This is a genomic window from Paenibacillus sp. FSL H3-0310 (assembly GCF_038002785.1).
Classification (GTDB): Bacteria; Bacillota; Bacilli; order Paenibacillales; family Paenibacillaceae; genus Paenibacillus_AQ; species Paenibacillus_AQ odorifer.
In genome coordinates this window covers 941,243-959,020 of sequence record NZ_JBBODC010000002.1, presented here as the reverse complement: position 1 = coordinate 959,020, position 17,778 = coordinate 941,243, and the positions used below count along the sequence as shown (strand labels likewise).

Genomic DNA, 17,778 nt, shown 5'->3' with positions numbered 1-17,778 from the left:
AGGAGGGGGAGAGATTTCTTTTACAATGGGAGAGGAGAACAATAATGAACAAAAAGTGGGGTTTGTCGGCCGCTGCATTGCTGCTTACAGCAGCAGTAATTCTGCCGGGATGTGCAAGTAAACAGGAGGCGCCAAAAGAGGCCTTAAAATCAGCCGCTACTAAAGCGACTACAATGTCATCTTATGAGATGAAGAGTAAATTCACGATCAACGATCTTACGATCGAGACTTCTGACGCTGAATCTGCTGCAATGACTACACAGGTACTTAGTATGCTTAAGAATGCTGATATTACCATTGATGGGGTATATCAAGCAGAGCCAATGCAGACAGAACTAACTATGGTTCTGAATCTGAAAGGCGATATGAGCATGAGCTTTAATGTTCCTATGGTAATGACTGCCGAGAAGTTGTATGTTAAGATTCCATCTATTCCTTTCGTACCGATTCCTGAGACAATCCTCAATAAGTTTGTAGAGGTTGATCTGAAGGCGTTGGCAGAGCAGGAGGGTGCAGAATTTAACCCAAGTACGATGGATACTCAAAAAATGCAGAAGCTGTCTAATGAAGTGGTGGACACTGTCCTAGCTGAATATGACGAAGAAAAATATTTTAACGAGATTGATCCCAAAGATGCTAATTTACCAGAAGGTGTGGAAGCTAAACAAGTCGTTCAGTTCCAAGTGACTAACGATAATGTTAAAGAAGCAATCACTATCTTGGTGAATAATGCCCTGCCAAAAATCATTGATATCGTAAGCAAGGAAGAATACAAGGATATGCTGCAGATTAAAGATGCAGATCTAGCTAAGGCTAAAGAAGAACTGACATCAGGTGAAGCTAGAACTGAATTGGATAAGGGCTTAGCTGATCTTGATAAGTACCTTACCATCAACCAGTTCCACTATAATACTGCGATCAATAAGGACGGATACGCTGTGTATCAGGATTTATTGATGGATGTTAAAGTAAATGATCCGGAAGATGGCACAAAAGTGGCCTTCTCAGTAAATGGAACGGGCCAATACAGCAAGATCAACGAAAAGCCGGTATTCAAGATTGGTATCCCTCAAGGTGATGATGTAATTACAATGGATCAACTTGGAGAAGAATTCGGTGGTTTGGGAACTTATTAATCCCAGTTCGCAAGATAAAGACCCGCATGAGGCGTATATTATACGCCCATGCGGGTCTTTTTTTAGGAAAAAAGTAGCGCTGATTCCTGCGACAATGCAGAATCCTATTTCTGTTCCTCTGTCAGCACATCTTCAGTTAAGATTGCGTAGGTTTGGTGATCCTGCCACTGTCCATTTATTTTAAGATACTGACGGGCAACCCCTTCAGGTTTAAACCCACTCTTCTCCAGGACTCTTCGGGAAGCTTCATTATGCAATAAAATAGCTGCCTGAACTCTATGTAGACCTAAGGCTCGGAAAGCATAGCCAAGGACTAATCCGACCGCTGCTGTCATATAACCTTGTCCTTGCATCCGATGATCCATTAAATATCCTAAATCAGCATATTGTGCTACACCTCGTGAGACGTTGGACAATGTGATCTGACCGATTAGCTGTCCATCCAGCAGATAAATGCCGAACATATAAGCTCTGTCCTGTAGGGCGTCCTCAATACGCTGATTGATGATCTGTTGCTGACTCTCCAGGGTAAAGAAGTGCTCATCACGTTTTGGCTCAAACGGTTCGTGGGTTACCCGGTTATTTAAACGAAGCTCCAGCAGGCTTTGTGCATCCTTAAGCTCAAGTGGAGAAATATAGATCCCTTGAGAGGTATGATATAGAGTAAGGGTCATTTAGGAGTCCTCCTTTTGTTTAATTGGCTTTTTACGTAAACGGCGAAAGAAGGAGGTGAGTAGATCTGCACATTCTTCTTGTAAAACATCCTGTATTACCTCAGTTCTATGATTAAATCGCGGCTCTTCAAGCAAGTTCATGAGGGTCCCGGCACATCCAGCTTTAGGGTCAGGCGTTCCATATACCGTGAGAGGCACTCTGGACTGCACTATTGCTCCTGCACACATCGGACAAGGTTCTAGGGTGACGTACAGCTGGCAATCCAGCAGACGCCAAGAATTCATGACATTGCTGGCCTCGCGAATGGCTACCATCTCTGCATGGGCTGTCGAATCCATTGTCGTTTCTCGTAAATTGTATCCACGTCCTATAATTTCACCATGTCGAACAATGACAGCGCCAATAGGAACCTCACCTAATGCCTCAGCTTTACGTGCTTCTGCGATCGCCTGCCTCATCCAATATTCATGAACCGCTTGTATATCTTCTGGCGATTCATTGGCTTTAATATTCAAGATCATCTTCCCTTCTTCTGTAACCATTGTACAACGAACAAATATTCGTTCTTAACAAAATGTGCATAACTCTGTGGATAACAGCCTACTTATACACATTTTTGTACACACCGGACTTTAATAATTTGTTTATATGTGCATAAGATGTGGATGGTTTCTTATATATTGTAGAGAAACACCTTTTGAATTTCAATATTTCGTGAATTAATAGGCTTGTTTTAAATGTCCTTTTCAAATGAGGGGGCAAAAGGTATGATGTTTATTATAGGCTCCGCAAGGATTTACCAGTGGATAAGAGGTGAATAACAGTTTGTCCATAAAGACAAAACTATCTGCTATTATTTTTGGAGCGGTACTGCTAATTTTAGCATTAAACCTGACATTTAACCTTTATGCCGCTCAGAATAATCTAAGAAATGAAAACGCAAATAATATGCAGATCACCGCTATGCAAATGGCTGTTTCTGTAGAACAAAGTAACTATAGCTCTAACTATGTAGAATATCAAATTGCGCATAACTTAAGAATGGCTGCCATCTTTGCCTCTAAGGAATTGGGTCCGGATTATAAGAATATAACCAATGCTCAACTTAAGGCCCTAACTTCCAAGTTGGGCGTGTCTAATATTTCAATTCTGGTAAAGACTGATAATGATATCGTGGTGACAAAGGCATCAAATCCTATTGATATTGGAATGTCCACTCAAGGTTGGGGGTACTGGTACCTTGCCCTTTTGGAGTTATTTGATAATCAGGAAGTCACTGTGGGGCAAGGTCAGTCATTGGATCATTTTTGGTCAGGCCCATTTGAATATTCAACCTACAATCCCGATTTCATTGAGAAGTGGGGTTATTATCATGATGAAGCAAGCAACTACATCATTAATCCTGTTATTCTCAATACTGCGGCTAGTGAATATGTCAAAATCACCAATCCCGATCAAATTGTAGAGCGAACCAAAGAAGTTAATCCTGGGATTTTAGAGCTTACAGGATTTAATCCAACAACATTTGGTTTAGCGAGTATGGCGGGCGATGGAAGCGATGCATTTAAAAAGAAACTTGGCAACCGCCCAATTAAGTTCGGTACCTATACTTATGGTAATGTGGAGCAAGATAAAGCGGCCATTCTATTAGCTCAGCAGAAGCAGAAGCCAGTTACACTGGAGACGAGAGTACATGGAAAAAGAGTGCTCAAAAGCTTCATTCCTATCCAGACTGCTAAAATGGAACCTTATGTAATCGGTGTAGTTTTGGATTACTCTGTGATTTCATCCGTAGTTCATGAACAATTAACTAATTATTTGACTACGTCTCTGTTGTTGCTGGCATTATTTTTGCTATGTAGTTACATACTTTCGGGTTTTGTTACCCGTCCAATTCAGGCTATACTTGCCAAAGTCAATGATGTAGCGCGAGGTAAGTTCGAACCTCCATTAAGCGTAACCTCTCGTGATGAGTTAGGTCAGTTAGCCTTACGGATTAACGCTATGACTTCTCATCTTATGCAACGCACCAATCGTCTTAAACAGACGCTGGAAGAGAACCGGGCGGTTAAGGAGCATTTGGAATCCGTAATTAACGGTACGTCGGATGCGATTCATACGTTGGATATGGAGGGACGAATCACTAGCACTAACAGAGCCTTTGAGGAGCTGTACGGATGGAGTGCAACAGAAGTGATAGGCAATATGCCATATCTTGTACCCGCGACAGCGCTTAAGCAAGAGGAAGAGCGGCTTGACGCGTTAAGAAATGGTGCAGTTCTGCCGCCGATCGAGACAGTGAGACTTAAACGGGACGGATCATTAGTTGAAGTTAGCGTTAGTACCTCGATAATTCGAGATGAAGAGGGTTATCCCCATTCCTTTATTCACGTTTCTCGTGATATGACGGAACGCAATCGAATGGAGGAGCTGCTTAGACGCTCTGAGAAACTAACTACAGTCGGCCAATTGGCCGCAGGAGTAGCTCATGAGATTCGTAACCCTCTTACCACGTTAAAAGGATTTCTACAGCTTCAACAGGAGAAGGAGCTCTTGGTTCCGCTTCATGTAGAGCTGATGTTATCCGAGCTGGAGCGGATTAATCTTATCGTCAGTGAATTTTTAATCCTGGCTAAGCCGCAAGCCGTTCATTTTCAGGAGAAAGATCTTCGCTACATATTAGGTGATGTAGTTTCTCTATTGGATAGTCAGGCTCATCTACATGATATTCAATTTAGTACGAAATTCTCTGAACAACCTGCTACTGTACATTGTGAAGAGAACCAGCTGAAGCAGGTATTTATTAATATTGTTAAAAATGCAATTGAGGCTATGCCTGAGGGTGGCGTCATTTCAATGGAACTGTGGAACTCTGTGGATTGCGTCTTTATTGTAATCAAAGATCAGGGTGAAGGGATTCCAGAGGACGTGCTGCCTAAGCTGGGTGAACCGTTCTTCACGAATAAGGAATCGGGGACTGGTCTTGGGTTAATGATTAGCCAGCGTATTATTCAGGCTCATAAGGGTCATTTGGAAATACAAAGTGAAGTTGGCCGGGGGACAACCGTTATGATTAAGCTGCCTGCAGCTGGAGGGGTTACACCTTGGCTTAACATTAAGGATGAACGGAGTGAAGAACAACGTGAGAATTAATAAATTCATCAGTGAGACAGGATACTGTTCACGCCGAGAAGCAGACAAGCTTGTGGATGCCGGCAGAGTTACGATCAACGGAGAGCCTGCTGTGCTGGGCAGTCAGGCTGTTCCGGGCGATGATGTGCGAATAGATGGTATAGCGCTTGAAACCTCAAGCCAGACGGTCTACATTGCTCTAAACAAGCCGGTTGGGATTACATCAACCACAGAACAGCATATCAAGGGGAATATTGTCGATTTTGTAGGTCATCATGAGCGTATATTCCCGATTGGTCGTCTCGATAAGGATTCGGAAGGATTAATCTTGCTTACTAATGATGGTGATATCGTTAATAAAATTTTGCGGGCGGAAGGCCGGCATGAAAAAGAATATGTGGTTACCGTGGACAGACCCATTACGCCTTCATTTATTACCGGCATGTCGAGCGGTGTGAAAATATTAGGTGAGAAGACGCTGCCCTGTGAGGTCACGCGTATTACGGAGCGTGTCTTCCGTATTATTTTGACAGAGGGCAAAAATCGCCAGATTCGTCGTATGTGCAGCGCTTTTGGCTATGAGGTGCGAAAGCTGCAACGCATTCGGATTATGAATATTCGCCTGGGGGCATTGCAAACGGGAGAATGGCGGGAGCTGTCTGCTGATGAGAAGAAAGAGCTTGGAGCTACGCTGAACTACGAGTTACTGTAGGAATGTTATTACAATGTTACAGGTCCATATAGAATGTAGTACTCGCAACAAAAAAAGAGCTGTCCGGGGTCTAAGACCTTTGGACAGCTCTTTTTATTACCTTACGAAATTACTTATTCAGCAGAGGGAACAATCCCTGTAAACTCTTTGGATTCTTGATATTTGCGAATAATGGAAACCTCTACCCGGCGATTCTTGCTTCGGCCGGTAGCTGTGTCATTATCCGAAATAGGATGATACTCGCCGTATCCAATCGCACTAAATTTGCGCGGATTTAGATTTGTGTTCTGCAGCAAAATCTTCATGAACTGAAGTGCCCGATCCGCACTCAGATCCCAGTTGGATGAATAGTTGCTATTGGAAATCGGAATATCGTCGGTGTGCCCTTGCACTACTACATCATAATCCGGGAATTGCTGCAGCATCGTTGAGATGGATTTAGCTAATTGCCGCGAATCATCCTTAACAATGGCTTGGCCAGAGGCGAACAATGCGTTATCACTGATCGTAATCATTAGCTGAGATTGATTAAGCTTCGTACTGAGCAGATCAGTTAGACCGTTGCTCTTAATATATTGATCGAATTGTTTCTTAAGCTTCTCTAAATCCTCTTGTTCCTTTTGTCGTAGCTTTGCCATTTCTGCTTCTTCAGCTTTCTTGGAAGTAGAGCTACCCATCTTATCATTTTTCCCCAGATCTTCTTGAGTTTTACTAGGCATTGCTGCCCGCTCTTCAAGAATGCCTGTACCGCCATTAAGTGCGGAACTGAAGGCTTGACTCATCTCTTCAAATTTCTTGGCATCCGTTGCGCTCATAGAATACATAACGATGAACAGAGCCACCAGAAGAGTCATGAGGTCGGAATAAGGTAACAGCCACGATTCATCGGCATGTTCTTCATGCTCTTCGTGTCTAGTCTTTTTGCTCACCTGATCCACCGTCCTTCTCATTTAACTTAACGCGTTGCGAAGGTGTTAGGAATACAGCAAGCTTCTGATTGATGGCAATAGTAGATACACCGGACTGTATGGACAAAAGACCTTCGACCATCATCATTCGAACTTCGATTTCTTGTTTGGAGAGACGTTTCAGCTTATTAGCAATAGGATGCCATAATACGTAACCTGTAAAGATACCAAGCAAAGTGGCGATGAAGGCAGCCCCGATTGCCGCAGCCAATTTGTTCATATCACTCATATCAGCCAGAGCGGCGATGAGGCCGATAACCGCCCCGAGCACCCCAAGGGTAGGAGCATACATACCTGCCTGTGAGAAAATGAGCGCTCCTGCTTTATGTCTATCCTCTGTGGCGTGGATATCCTCCATGAGGACATCGCGGACAAAATCCTGATCATTTCCATCAATGATCATCCGCATGCCATTCCTGAGGAAGTTATCTTCTATTTCATCGACCTTTGATTCTAGAGCCAACAGACCTTCACGCCGTGTGATAGAAGCCCATTCCATGAACATAGTGATTAATTCGGGTTTACTGATTAATTTCTTTTTGATAAAAATCATTTTGAACAGACTTGGAATCTTTTTGACCTCGTTGAAAGGAAAGGCCATGAAAATAGACGCTGCCGTACCCACCAAGATAATAACGTAAGCAGCAGGTGTGGCCAAAGCATGAAGTGGAGCGTGCTTGAGGATCATGCCCCAGATTACAGCAACCAAACCAAAAATTAAACCAATTATTGTTGAAATTTCCATTTTGCACCTCGTCCGTGAGATTTAAGATGTGTTCCGACAATGCCGCGTATATCATCCTTGAAACAGCGGCAGGGCACTCTGTGCGAAACCGAATTAACGTATATTCTTATTTATCGACATCATTCGGTTTTTTGTGAAGTCATTTTTTCGGCTATAATGGATAAGGTAAGTAATTATTCATCTGTGAAGAAAACGGAGTGATATACGTGGGTGTAAAGCATGGTAGAGATTACGGTGAAATTCTAACAGATTTGACCGAAGCCGTCGGACGAATTTCCGATGGATATTTATTTTTTGAGATGGATCCGGACGAGTGGCAGGAACTACCCCAAGAATCAAAGCTGGAGGTATGGGAAGCATTGGCTGAGGATCTTTTCTTCGCGCTGGGTAATGAACCTATGATTGAAGTGGGGAGCGGTGTAATTATTTACGATAAGGACACGCATCGCATTAATATTTTAGTTGGCGAAGAGGATTTGGCTTCAGTGGTTTTAATTTAGGCAGAGGAGACGTCTGGACGTAATTTGCCCGTAGTTAGTAGCCCGTGTTAAAATTGATAAAGCCGAGTTATAATCGCTGGGATTTGTGAATACATTAAATCGAAAATATCGCCTTTATCCTGGCACATCCCTTGGACCTCAGAAGCTAAGGGATGTTTTGTTTAACGCCTAAGTCATGTAAAGGGAACTGCGCACTTTACTGCAATTTTTTGTAAGGGAGGAAACGAATTGTTATTTACGGAAGAGGAACTGCGTGAGGAGATCACCAAGCTGGAGGGGTGGAAGCTGGATAATAATGTTATGGTGCGAAAATATATGTTCAGCCAATATATGAAGGGCATTGCGTTCGTTGATGAAGTAGCCACGATTTCAGAAGCCTTCGATCATCATCCACATATTACGATTGATTATAAAACAGTTACCCTGCGACTTGAATCTAATGAAGAAGATGGGATTACGGCTCTAGATCTTCGAGCGGCGCATGAATTTAATGAAGCCTTTGAAAAAAATCATTAGTTTAGCCAAAATCATAAAATAAACGCCCGTGCATAGATAGTCACCTATCTCATACACGGGCGTTTTTAGTTGCTTGATGGGTTACTTTTTCTCTGAGAGCCAGAGTGCGACGTTGGCGATCTCTTCAGGGGCTAGCTTCTCCTTAAAGGAAGGCATTTGACCACGTCCTTTGGTGACGATGCTGTAGATTTCCTCAGCGTCATGCTGGCCGCCTTCATTCTGAAGACTTGGTCCAACTCCACCTTGAAGCTGATCGCCGTGACAGGTGATACAGCTGGCTTTCACGGTTGCTTCTGCCTTTGCTGCGTCCAGTTGAACTACCGGCATCGTGGGCTTATTTTCTTCCGCTACCTCTTCTTTACCCGGAAGTGTAAACATGAGTACTACCGCAAAGGCACAGGCGGCAAAAAACAAACCGCTCATGATCCATTTCTGCATCCCAATTCGTCCCTTCTATGTAAGCTGCTCCCTACATTATAGCTTATGGTGAAGCGTTATCATAGGGTTTGTGACAAAAAAATGAACGAGAATACAATCATTCTTATGAAATATCTGGTATTTAATATCATTTGTCATAGACCATGCAATAAAAAGGTTTGTCTCCTGTAGGTGTGCGGCGTTCATACGTATCTGTAATCGTAAATCCACATTTTTGATAAGTTCGAATGGCGCGTTGGTTCCAGGTCAGGACTTCTAGATCTATCTCTCGATCAGGATAACGACTCAAGGCTGTCTGGACGATGGCATCTACGAATAGTTTGCCTAAACCATGGCCGCATAGATCGGGGCGCATCCCAACTCCTAAACGGACGACTCCTTCCATCGGGAACAACTGTGCGAATCCGCACAAAACCTCTTGTTCATTTAATATGGAGATATATTGTTCCTCCCGGAGCTGCGGATCGCCAAACTCGATGCCAAGAGCCTGCATCTGCTCCCACGGCATCCAGCCATAAATATTATATGGGGGCGTATAGCTCCACTTACAAATAGCTTCTCCGTGAATTGCCTCCATAGGAACAACATGAAAAGTTACCGAGGGATTTATCATAAAGTCAACGATCTCCTTTCACGAGGACATTGCTATATTACTAATTATATACAAAATGGGGGAGGTTCGACTCAGAAACTTTATATGAGAGGAATGTTTTACAAATTATGAGAGGGGTAAATAAGTAATAAGACAAAAAAACAAGCTCTCCTCCAAGAGTTACCTTGGAAAAGAGCCTATGTACGTTACTTATTGAACATCATCATTGTCTTCCGATTCAGCAGCAACCGATTGGTAAGCGTCTGTGCTCATAATGCGCTTAGCACCAACGTAGCGTTTCACGTAGTAGCTATCACTCAGAGAGCTAATCGTAACACCGCGTGAGGTAGAAGCGTGTGCGAACTTACCTTCACCGACATAAATGCCGACATGGGAGACACCTTTGCCACTTGTATTGAAGAATACAAGATCTCCGGCTCTTATATCATCACGGGAGATTGCTGTGCCCATTTGATATTGGGAACCTGATTGGTGTGGAAGGTTAATGCCAATCTTATCAAACACATACATTGTAAATCCGGAGCAATCAAATCCGTTAGTGGATATACCGCCGGATACGTATTTAGTACCGATGGCCTTGTCAATCACTTTATCCATTTTGGAATCTGCGAAAGCGCTTCCTGCTCCGATGGTGAGGATGATGGAAAAGCTTAGTACTGCTGCTGCTAACTTCTTCTTCAAAAGTGTATACCCCTTCCAAATGCCTACGAGGTTAGCTTAAGGGTTCGGTTGAAGGTCCCCTATGACCCCTCTATATAATGGAGGTCAATTCACCCAAAGTTGGTTCCCCCGTTTTCCTAATAGTTAGGAAACTCGGCTCATACTGTTGATTAGGATTAGCTTGTAATCAATACATGACAAAACCTTTGTAAATAACAACTTAATGATTACAAAAATGTTACTAAAATCTCACTGCGCTAATTGTAACAAACAGAAAGCCGCTTGGCAATCGTTTTTAACATATTAATGCAGAAAAATTGGCATTTTTACGGTAGAAAGGCATATGTAAGCGTTAATAATGACCTAATTTTTAATATAATTGCAATTTTTATCAAATAAACGTGTTTCAATTGGGCTCTATTAGTGTAAAAATATATTATGGAAAAAAGAAAAACCCGAATTTGATTACGGGAATAATCAGATTCAGGTTCATATAGTTGTAATTATGAGGTTATAGTTGTGAGGAAGGTTTCAATCGAAGGCTACAGCTTGATAAGCTGAAGTACTCATTACTCTTTTAGCGCCAACATAACGATTGGCCCAGTAGGCCTGACTGAGTGAAGTGATGGTCACTCCACGCGAAGAGGACGATTGTGCGAATTTTCCGTTTCCAACATAAATGCCGACATGGGATACTCCATTGCCAAGTGTGTTAAAGAACACTAGATCACCAGAACGCAGATTGCTTTTGGATACAGCAGTTCCAACGCTATATTGAGCTTTTGATGTACGAGGTAAAGTAAGACCCACATTCTTGAATACATATTTTGTAAATCCAGAGCAATCAAATCCGGCAGTGCTTGTACCTCCGGTTTTATAGGCAACTCCAATAGTCTTTGAGATTACAGTGTCCATCTTAGAGTCGGCAAAGGCGCTTCCTCCACCAATAGATAATGCCATTACAAGTCCTAGCGCCGCAGCGACGCATTTTTTTCTTAAATTATGTCTTTTCAAAAGATGTACTCCTTCCAAGGCCTGCGAGGTTAGCTTAAGGGTTCGGTAGAAGATTCCCTATGATCCCTGTAAAGCGAGATCAATTCACCCAAAATATGGTTCCCCCACTTCCCGGTGCAAAGGAATTAGGCGTGTTAAGCACCAAGAGAATGACGTTTCGACAGTTACACTTACGATAAATACATTTAGTTATGTAGGAATCGTTTCAATTGATTACAAAATTGTTACTAATAGCACAGGACTTATTGTAACAGAGCTTTTATGATTTTGCAAATACTCTTAAGTTATCCGTAATGAGAAAAAGTCCCAGCTCCTGAATACAGGAATTGGGACCTTTTTATTACGTCAAATAAGGTTAATTTATTGTGGAAATGCTTTGCTACACCATAGATGATATTGTGCAGAGATTCCCCACATTTTTAAGAGCGTAGAAGGTAGTGGTGAGATTTGCCGTATTATAAGTGCCGGCAGGCCGGGACAGAACAGACCCGTCAGTCCGCACACTAGCAGTAAGAGCAAGCCTCCCGCACCAAGTACAATGGAAACACCTATAGCAGGAATCAGTGACCGCAAGCAGATGAACAGTGAGGAGAACATTCCTGTACCGCCGGTGTAACCAAACTGCATATATAGAAGAAACAGGCGCACGATAAAAATATATATAAGCCATGCCAATACGTATGGTACTAAATGAAGTAACAAAGTGTAGTTAAACAAAGAGGATAAGAACAGCCCGTACATTTTTGGAGCAAGCCAGTAAAGCGGCAGCAGGGTCAGCACCCATTCGATTAGGCTAAAGACTAAGACAGGTAGTCCATAGATCTTCATGCCGGGGAAAAAGAACAACCCGCGCTCGCCCTTTCGCTCCTGGTGCAGCTCATGCAGCAATCCTGCCCTTATGAAAGGAGAAAGCAGAAGTCGCAAGACAACAAGTCCTAGAAGCATCCATAACCAAGTGCGTATCGCAGGGTCAGTATTCAAGCTGAACTGTCCCTCGATATAATACAACAGTCTGCCCATACCGCTGCCGCCGGCGTCTTTATCTGGATAGCGCAGTAGAATTGGAATAATAGCAGATCGGATGAAACCATACATAAAGTAGCCCCAGAGCAGTCGGTAGATGAAGAGCAGAATTAAAATATAAAATTGCTCCTTCATGCTTTGCCAGCCGCGGGTTATCGATGTTCTCACAATCATTCACCTCACCAGACAAGAGTTCCGAGCACGGTTTCAAGTAGTTTAGTTACACTTAACGTCCAGCGAGAGAGCGTCTTGGGCTCTATTTCCGCCAGCCTAAAGTTGTTTAAATGTTTGCTCTCCAATAAGATGGAATGCTCAGGGTCAATCTCAGCAGAGAGAAGAGGCTTATCGCTTAACAATTGAAACGTAGTCTCTGCTCCTTCACCGTTCCAGACCCGCTGCACCGAAGAGCTGTCGGCGAATGTGAATTTCACGGGAACATCAACGTAATGGCTCCCTTTATTTGAAATCTTCACTAATGATTCGTAGCTTTGAGCATCGCCGCTGTTATTTTTTTTAAAAGTAATCGTATCTACTGAGAAGTCAGGCGCACCATCACCATAAATGTAATCATCGAAATAGGCCTGCCATGATTTTTTGGTTACCTTCTCAACGACTTTCTGAAAATCTGACGTAGCGGGATGCTGGAAACGGAACTTACGAGCGTAGGAGGACATGATGTTGTTCATTGCTTTGGTACCTACCTGGCGTTCGATATCTTTAAGTACAAGCTTGCCGCGGATATAAACATTTCGGCTATAGGAATCCGCCCCTGCATATTTCCACGTTTCCAGATTTAACGGCTCAGGTATAGTTACCAGGCTGGCCTGTAAAGGCAAATTAGACTTGATACCGTATTCTTGTTCCATAAGTCTGTCTTCGGCATAGGAAGTAAAGCTTTCATCCAGCCAGGCCTCCTCGAATTCATTGCTGGCTACCATACCGTAGAAGTATTGATGGCCGATCTCATGAATGACGGTTCTTTCAAGTGAGGTATCTGGCGAAGAATCTGCGGCCCCAAAGGCTGTAATAAGGGTAGGATATTCCATTCCTCCAGCGCCGTTTCCCTCCTTAGGTGGGACGATAATAGACAGCGTAGAGTAGGGATAAGGGCCATACCATTTGCTGAAGTAGGTCAGGGCAGCCTTGGCAGCTTGAAGGTAACGCTCTTGTAAGTCTTTGTGCAGTGGGTCGAGATACACCTTAATTCGTACTCCAGGCACTTCCGGCGTAGAGAAAGCTTCCTCTGCTACTGTAAAATCAGGGGATGCAGCCCAAGCGAAGTCGTGGACATCATCGGCGTAGAACTGATATATTTTTTGATCTTGTTTGAGCTTGGCATTTTTTACAGGAAATCCGGTCGCAGCCACCGTATAGTTGGAAGGAACGGCAATCGTTACATTAAAGATGCCAAAATCACTGTAAAACTCAGAGGTCCCGTGATACTGATGCAGGTCCCAGCCTTCTTCTTTAACTCCGCGTGTGCCCTTAGGCTCGTATACACTAAGCTTAGGGAACCATTGCCCAGCCATAACGAAGTTACCTGAAGCACCCATGCGAGCAAAGATTTTGGGCAGCTGGACTTCATACTGAAGCTTAAGTGTTACACTTTCCCCACCATTAACAGGCTGAGGAAGATGTACCTTTAGAAGCGTCTTATCGTTGATATTGCCGTCATCAGGTTGAACATATTGCACTCTTTGCATTAGCGAAGTTCCCTCTGTCGTGCGCAGATCGGTCAGCGTCATATTTCCGAAGCCGTTCTCAGGCATGCTGTCGCCTCTGAGCGTCCCCCCGGATTCCTTCATAAAGGTGGTATCTGATGAGGCGAATGCATTTGGATACATGTGAAAATATAAATCACTTACTGGCTTTACTCCGGGGTGTGTCCAGGTTACTGTCTCAGAAGCTTTTAAGGTTTCTGTGTCAGGAACAAGCTGGACATCAATGTGATACTCGACTACCCGCTGGCTTAAAGCCTCCTCTGCCGGGACGGGTGCGCTCTCAGGCAATACCTGCTGTGGTACGGCTGCAGGCGCTGTGCCGCTGGAGGACTTGGCCTCTTTTGAAGCAAAGCTAGTAACAGAAGCTGTTGAGCTATCCCCTGAAAAGGCCCATATTCCTCCTCCCAGCAGCGCGAGGATGGCCAGGGTCGCAAAGATGATGTACTTTAATGACAGTGACTTCATAGTGTGATTCCTCCCGTGACAAGCATCTACGGGATGTATATGTTTGCAATCGCCGCATTATTAGCTAAAATTAAATTATTCGTAAGAGGAAGGGTGTGCACTCGTGGACAACATACAACCGGAGGGCAAGAAACAGATTGCCTTAAATATTGTGAACGCTAAAAGTAAACATAAAGGCTTTGGAGCAGGCTCTATAGATCTCAACAACGTTTCACCTGTCATTATTGATGGTGATGTGGCGGTTATTGATATCGGTGCCATGCATGCCAAGAGCAAGGTGGAAAAAGGAATTAAATTTTCCATGAATCGTGAAGATGTACCGAATGGAAGACAGGTTTGGGTGGTATGGGTAGCGGTAGACCGTACATTGGAAGCTCAATTTTATGGTGGAATCACAGCCTGTGAAATGTGGATTGATACAGAAGCGCGCCGCGGATGGAAAATTCTTGCCGAGCATGTCAATAAGCTGGATGCATCTCTTAAACGCAAGATCGATGTGGCAGGGCTTGGAGCCATTGAGAAGTCGGCGCTCAAATCCCTTCTGATCTCTCATAATGAAGCATGGTGGAATGCATCCTCAGATGAGCTTAAAGCTGCACTGACTGAATAGTATAGGAGCCTCCAGAAGGGTTATCCGATATAGAAAAAGCTTCGACCTCCGGAAATAGGAGCGTCGAAGCTTTTTTAATTTATGATTTGCTTGTACTGCTAAGCTTGCGTTTGAGCTGACTCACTCTGGCTTGGCTAATCCCGAGGATTTCTGCAAGTTCTTTTTGGTTGGCATAGGGATGATCTTCAATAGCTTGTTCCAGACGTTGGCACATTTCCTCTGTCTTCGACTTTCGGATGCTGGTGTTGTGCTCTGGTGCCTCAACAACAAAATCCTCACGTGACTCTGGCAATTGAGACATGCGTTCAGGATCGACAATTTCTTTTAGACAGCTGCTACAAATAAACTGCTCTTTATAGTAGGTGACATGGTCGTGGCTTCTGCAAAATGTACACTCTGTCGAGGTGTACTTCCTAAGGACGATGATTTTTTCGTCTAAAACAAAAAATTCGATAGGATCACCAATGTCGATATTACGCGTCATACGGATTTCTGCGGGAACCACAATTCTCCCAAGACTGTCTAAACTCCGGATCATGCCTGTATCCTTCATCCCATGTCCCTCATTTACATCAATTTATTTTGGTTTCTAATAACTATTATAGCAGTAATTGAGAGTTAAGAGAATGGGGTAAGCATAATAAATAAAACGGTTACATCCCTTATGTGATAAGTGATATTTGAATTTGGAAATTCTGTTGTTACTACAATATATAACTTATAAAAAAGAAAAACCCCTTCAATATAAATGAAGAGGCTAATTCAACCACCAGCGTTTGATGTTCTTCCACAGGGAACGGTTCTCTTCCGCAGGATCAACCTTGCTTTGTGTGTCATCGACAGCAGGAGCGGCGCCAGTTCCATGCAATTCGCAGTATTCGGTGGGCTCAGTTCCACTAATAAAGGTTTCCAGTTCTTTGTCGGGACATGCTGCTGTAGCAAGTTTACCGGATTGTGGATTGACGTATACGCTGACCACTCCATCTGGAATGGGGAAAATTTTTGGAGGGACATTTTCCAGCGCTTTTTCAGTAAATTGGGCGAAAATAGGAGCCGCACGCCGTCCGTCGGTAGTTGCGATGTCGCGCCCCTTGTCGTATCCAACCCAGACTGCCGTGGATAGCTCCGGGGTGAAACCTACCATCCAGCCATCTGTATCCGTAGTACCGGTCTTGCCGGCTACCGGACGTTTGATTATGGAAGCCACACGATTGCCCGTCCCCCCAGTCTCGAATACCCCCTCCATTAAACGAGTCAGGACATAGGCAGCTGAAGGTTCTACGACGGTTACTCCTTTGGGTTGAGGTGCTTCATACAGGACCATGCCATTTGAATCGGTTATTTTTAGAATGGCTGTGGTCGGCATTTTCTGACCGCTGTTTCCAATTACAGCAAAAGCCGCAGCCATTTCAAGCGGACTGATCGGTGAAGTGCCTAGTGCCAGCGAAGGTACGCTTTGAAGTGGACTGTCAATGCCCATTTTCGCAGCCATTTCGCTCACTTTATCCGCGCCGATCTTCATAATTGTATTAACAGCATAGATATTGTCCGATGCTGCGATAGCTTGCCGCATATTAATTTCACCCAGATACTTATCCCCAAAGTTTCGGGGCTGATACGTTTTGCGGTTGTTATCATAATGAAACATCGTTGGCTGACTATTGAAGACCGAAAGTCCTGTCATCTCTTTGGAAGAGAGTGCGGCCAAATACATAATCGGCTTAAAGGAAGAACCCGGCTGGCGTGTGGTGGCCAAAGCATGATTGTACTGGTTGGTACGATAATTTTTTCCGCCGACCATTGCTTTGATGTAACCGGTGCGAGGATCGATGGATACAAGCGCAGTCTCCAGATCACTAGTTTGATCCATCTCTTTGTCAACGGCATTTTCTGCGGCATGCTGCATGTCAGGGTCAAGGGTGGTATAGACATTTAGTCCGCCTTGCTCCAGCTCATCATTACTGATGTGGAGCGATTCTATAGCCAAATTGCGGATATAATCCCGGAAATAAGGCGCAGCTACAAGCGTATCCTTTTGTCCTTGCGGCTTGAAGTTTAAGTTCTCTTGGACAGCTTGTCCAGCTTCTTCCTGAGTGATATTACCTAAATTCGCCATGACGGTCAGGATGATTCTCTGGCGCTTTTTAGCATTGTCCATGTGGTTGTATGGTGAATAATAGGTAGGTCCCTTTGGAATTCCAGCCAGCATGGTACTCTCTGCCAGGTCTAAATCAGCTGCAGATTTACCAAAATACATCCGTGAGGCTGCTTCAATGCCGTAAGCACCGTGGCCATAATAGATATTATTTAAATACATGTTCAGGATTTCATCTTTGCTGTATTTCATCTCCAGCTGCATCGTATAGACAGCTTCTTTAGCCTTGCGCGTCCACGTTTTTTCATGGGATAGGTAGAGGTTACGTGCGAGCTGTTGAGTTAGCGTACTAGCACCCTGCGACCGGTTCCCCTCTTCCAGATTGACAAGAACAGCTCGTGCCATCCCTTTCAGATCAAATCCGGAATGCTCATAAAATTTACGATCCTCGACTGCTAGTGTAGCTTCAATGAGCAGGGGAGAAATTTGACTTAATTTGACGGGTTCACGGCTGCGGCCGTCTGAGGTAAAGGTGGCAAGAACATTGCCCCGGGAGTCAAACAGCTTGGAGCGCACATCATCGCTAATCGGTGGAAGATCTTTTTGATATAGATAACCGAGCAGAGCTCCGGTGGTTAATACAAATAATATGATCAAGGCTGCCAGCAGCCGAAATAATCGCCGGAAGCGGCTTTTTCGTTTCGGTGGATTCGTTGATTCGCGTGTCATGGCACCAGACTCCTTTCTTTCATATT

Annotated in this window: 18 protein-coding genes and 2 riboswitches; of the genes, 6 read left to right on the top strand and 12 right to left on the bottom strand. The window is 43.9% G+C overall.

Features of this window, described 5'->3' with window-relative positions; translation table 11 throughout:
* Positions 1 to 44: 44 nt before the first annotated feature.
* The gene (locus MHH63_RS23660) at positions 45 to 1,136 is read left to right on the top strand and encodes a hypothetical protein (protein ID WP_076130388.1); all 1,092 of its coding nucleotides are present in this window, start codon (positions 45 to 47) and stop codon (positions 1,134 to 1,136) included.
* A 104-nt stretch (positions 1,137 to 1,240) separates the two neighbouring features.
* On the opposite strand, the gene MHH63_RS23655 is transcribed toward MHH63_RS23660, so the two are convergent.
* Positions 1,241 to 1,810, bottom strand: coding sequence for a GNAT family N-acetyltransferase (locus MHH63_RS23655; protein ID WP_076187218.1), 570 nt, complete (start codon positions 1,808 to 1,810; stop codon positions 1,241 to 1,243).
* Positions 1,811 to 2,326: a tRNA adenosine(34) deaminase TadA gene (gene tadA, locus MHH63_RS23650; RefSeq protein WP_256716154.1), complete on the bottom strand. Its 516-nt coding sequence runs from the start codon at positions 2,324 to 2,326 to the stop codon at positions 1,811 to 1,813.
* Between the two features lie 310 nt (positions 2,327 to 2,636).
* Between tadA and MHH63_RS23645 the strand changes: the two genes are divergently transcribed.
* Together MHH63_RS23645 and rluF are read left to right on the top strand one after the other, a co-directional pair.
* On the top strand, positions 2,637 to 4,964 hold the full coding sequence (locus MHH63_RS23645; protein WP_312150937.1) for an ATP-binding protein: 2,328 nt from the start codon (positions 2,637 to 2,639) through the stop codon (positions 4,962 to 4,964).
* On the top strand, positions 4,954 to 5,655 hold the full coding sequence (gene rluF / locus MHH63_RS23640; protein ID WP_036679985.1) for a 23S rRNA pseudouridine(2604) synthase RluF: 702 nt from the start codon (positions 4,954 to 4,956) through the stop codon (positions 5,653 to 5,655). The genes MHH63_RS23645 and rluF overlap by 11 nt, the downstream gene beginning before the upstream one ends.
* 113 nt (positions 5,656 to 5,768) lie before the next feature.
* Here the strand turns inward: rluF and motB are convergent, their stop codons facing one another.
* Complete coding sequence (gene motB / locus MHH63_RS23635) at positions 5,769 to 6,584, bottom strand: flagellar motor protein MotB (RefSeq protein ID WP_076130384.1); 816 nt, start codon at positions 6,582 to 6,584, stop codon at positions 5,769 to 5,771.
* Positions 6,568 to 7,368, bottom strand: coding sequence for a flagellar motor stator protein MotA (gene motA, locus MHH63_RS23630; protein ID WP_036679967.1), 801 nt, complete (start codon positions 7,366 to 7,368; stop codon positions 6,568 to 6,570). The genes motB and motA overlap by 17 nt, the downstream gene beginning before the upstream one ends.
* A gap of 206 nt (positions 7,369 to 7,574) precedes the next feature.
* Here motA and MHH63_RS23625 point away from each other — a divergent pair, with 206 nt between their 5' ends.
* Both MHH63_RS23625 and MHH63_RS23620 read left to right on the top strand, forming a co-directional pair.
* Positions 7,575 to 7,868: a hypothetical protein gene (locus MHH63_RS23625; protein WP_036679966.1), complete on the top strand. Its 294-nt coding sequence runs from the start codon at positions 7,575 to 7,577 to the stop codon at positions 7,866 to 7,868.
* A gap of 228 nt (positions 7,869 to 8,096) precedes the next feature.
* Positions 8,097 to 8,384, top strand: a complete 288-nt coding sequence (locus MHH63_RS23620) for a 4a-hydroxytetrahydrobiopterin dehydratase (RefSeq protein WP_076130383.1) — start codon at positions 8,097 to 8,099, stop codon at positions 8,382 to 8,384.
* A gap of 81 nt (positions 8,385 to 8,465) precedes the next feature.
* Here the strand turns inward: MHH63_RS23620 and MHH63_RS23615 are convergent, their stop codons facing one another.
* The 6 genes from MHH63_RS23615 to MHH63_RS23590 all read right to left on the bottom strand — a co-directional run bounded on the left by MHH63_RS23615 (position 8,466) and on the right by MHH63_RS23590 (position 14,318).
* Positions 8,466 to 8,822, bottom strand: coding sequence for a c-type cytochrome (locus tag MHH63_RS23615; RefSeq protein ID WP_036679962.1), 357 nt, complete (start codon positions 8,820 to 8,822; stop codon positions 8,466 to 8,468).
* A 127-nt stretch (positions 8,823 to 8,949) separates the two neighbouring features.
* The gene (locus tag MHH63_RS23610; RefSeq protein ID WP_076280416.1) at positions 8,950 to 9,435 is read right to left on the bottom strand and encodes a GNAT family N-acetyltransferase; all 486 of its coding nucleotides are present in this window, start codon (positions 9,433 to 9,435) and stop codon (positions 8,950 to 8,952) included.
* A 189-nt stretch (positions 9,436 to 9,624) separates the two neighbouring features.
* Entirely contained in the window at positions 9,625 to 10,116 is a 492-nt protein-coding gene (locus MHH63_RS23605; protein ID WP_036679958.1) for a C40 family peptidase, read from the bottom strand.
* Positions 10,117 to 10,121: 5 nt separating this feature from the next.
* Positions 10,122 to 10,264: riboswitch (cyclic di-AMP (ydaO/yuaA leader) on the bottom strand.
* Positions 10,265 to 10,626: 362 nt separating this feature from the next.
* On the bottom strand, positions 10,627 to 11,055 hold the full coding sequence (locus MHH63_RS23600; protein WP_076130394.1) for a C40 family peptidase: 429 nt from the start codon (positions 11,053 to 11,055) through the stop codon (positions 10,627 to 10,629).
* Between the two features lie 57 nt (positions 11,056 to 11,112).
* Positions 11,113 to 11,251, bottom strand: a riboswitch (cyclic di-AMP (ydaO/yuaA leader).
* A gap of 218 nt (positions 11,252 to 11,469) precedes the next feature.
* Entirely contained in the window at positions 11,470 to 12,300 is an 831-nt protein-coding gene (locus MHH63_RS23595; protein WP_076130393.1) for a hypothetical protein, read from the bottom strand.
* An 11-nt stretch (positions 12,301 to 12,311) separates the two neighbouring features.
* Complete coding sequence (locus MHH63_RS23590; RefSeq protein ID WP_076187210.1) at positions 12,312 to 14,318, bottom strand: M1 family metallopeptidase; 2,007 nt, start codon at positions 14,316 to 14,318, stop codon at positions 12,312 to 12,314.
* 103 nt (positions 14,319 to 14,421) lie between these two features.
* Here MHH63_RS23590 and MHH63_RS23585 point away from each other — a divergent pair, with 103 nt between their 5' ends.
* Positions 14,422 to 14,928, top strand: a complete 507-nt coding sequence (locus MHH63_RS23585; RefSeq protein WP_341172160.1) for a YwhD family protein — start codon at positions 14,422 to 14,424, stop codon at positions 14,926 to 14,928.
* 79 nt (positions 14,929 to 15,007) lie between these two features.
* Here MHH63_RS23585 and MHH63_RS23580 read toward each other — a convergent pair whose 3' ends face one another.
* A complete protein-coding gene (locus tag MHH63_RS23580) occupies positions 15,008 to 15,481 on the bottom strand; it encodes an AbrB/MazE/SpoVT family DNA-binding domain-containing protein (protein ID WP_038568063.1) in 474 nt (157 codons plus the stop codon).
* A gap of 204 nt (positions 15,482 to 15,685) precedes the next feature.
* Positions 15,686 to 17,752 carry a transglycosylase domain-containing protein gene (locus MHH63_RS23575; RefSeq protein ID WP_076278004.1) on the bottom strand — a complete coding sequence of 689 codons (2,067 nt, stop codon included), beginning with the start codon at positions 17,750 to 17,752 and terminating at the stop codon, positions 15,686 to 15,688.
* Between the last annotated feature and the right edge of the window lie 26 nt (positions 17,753 to 17,778).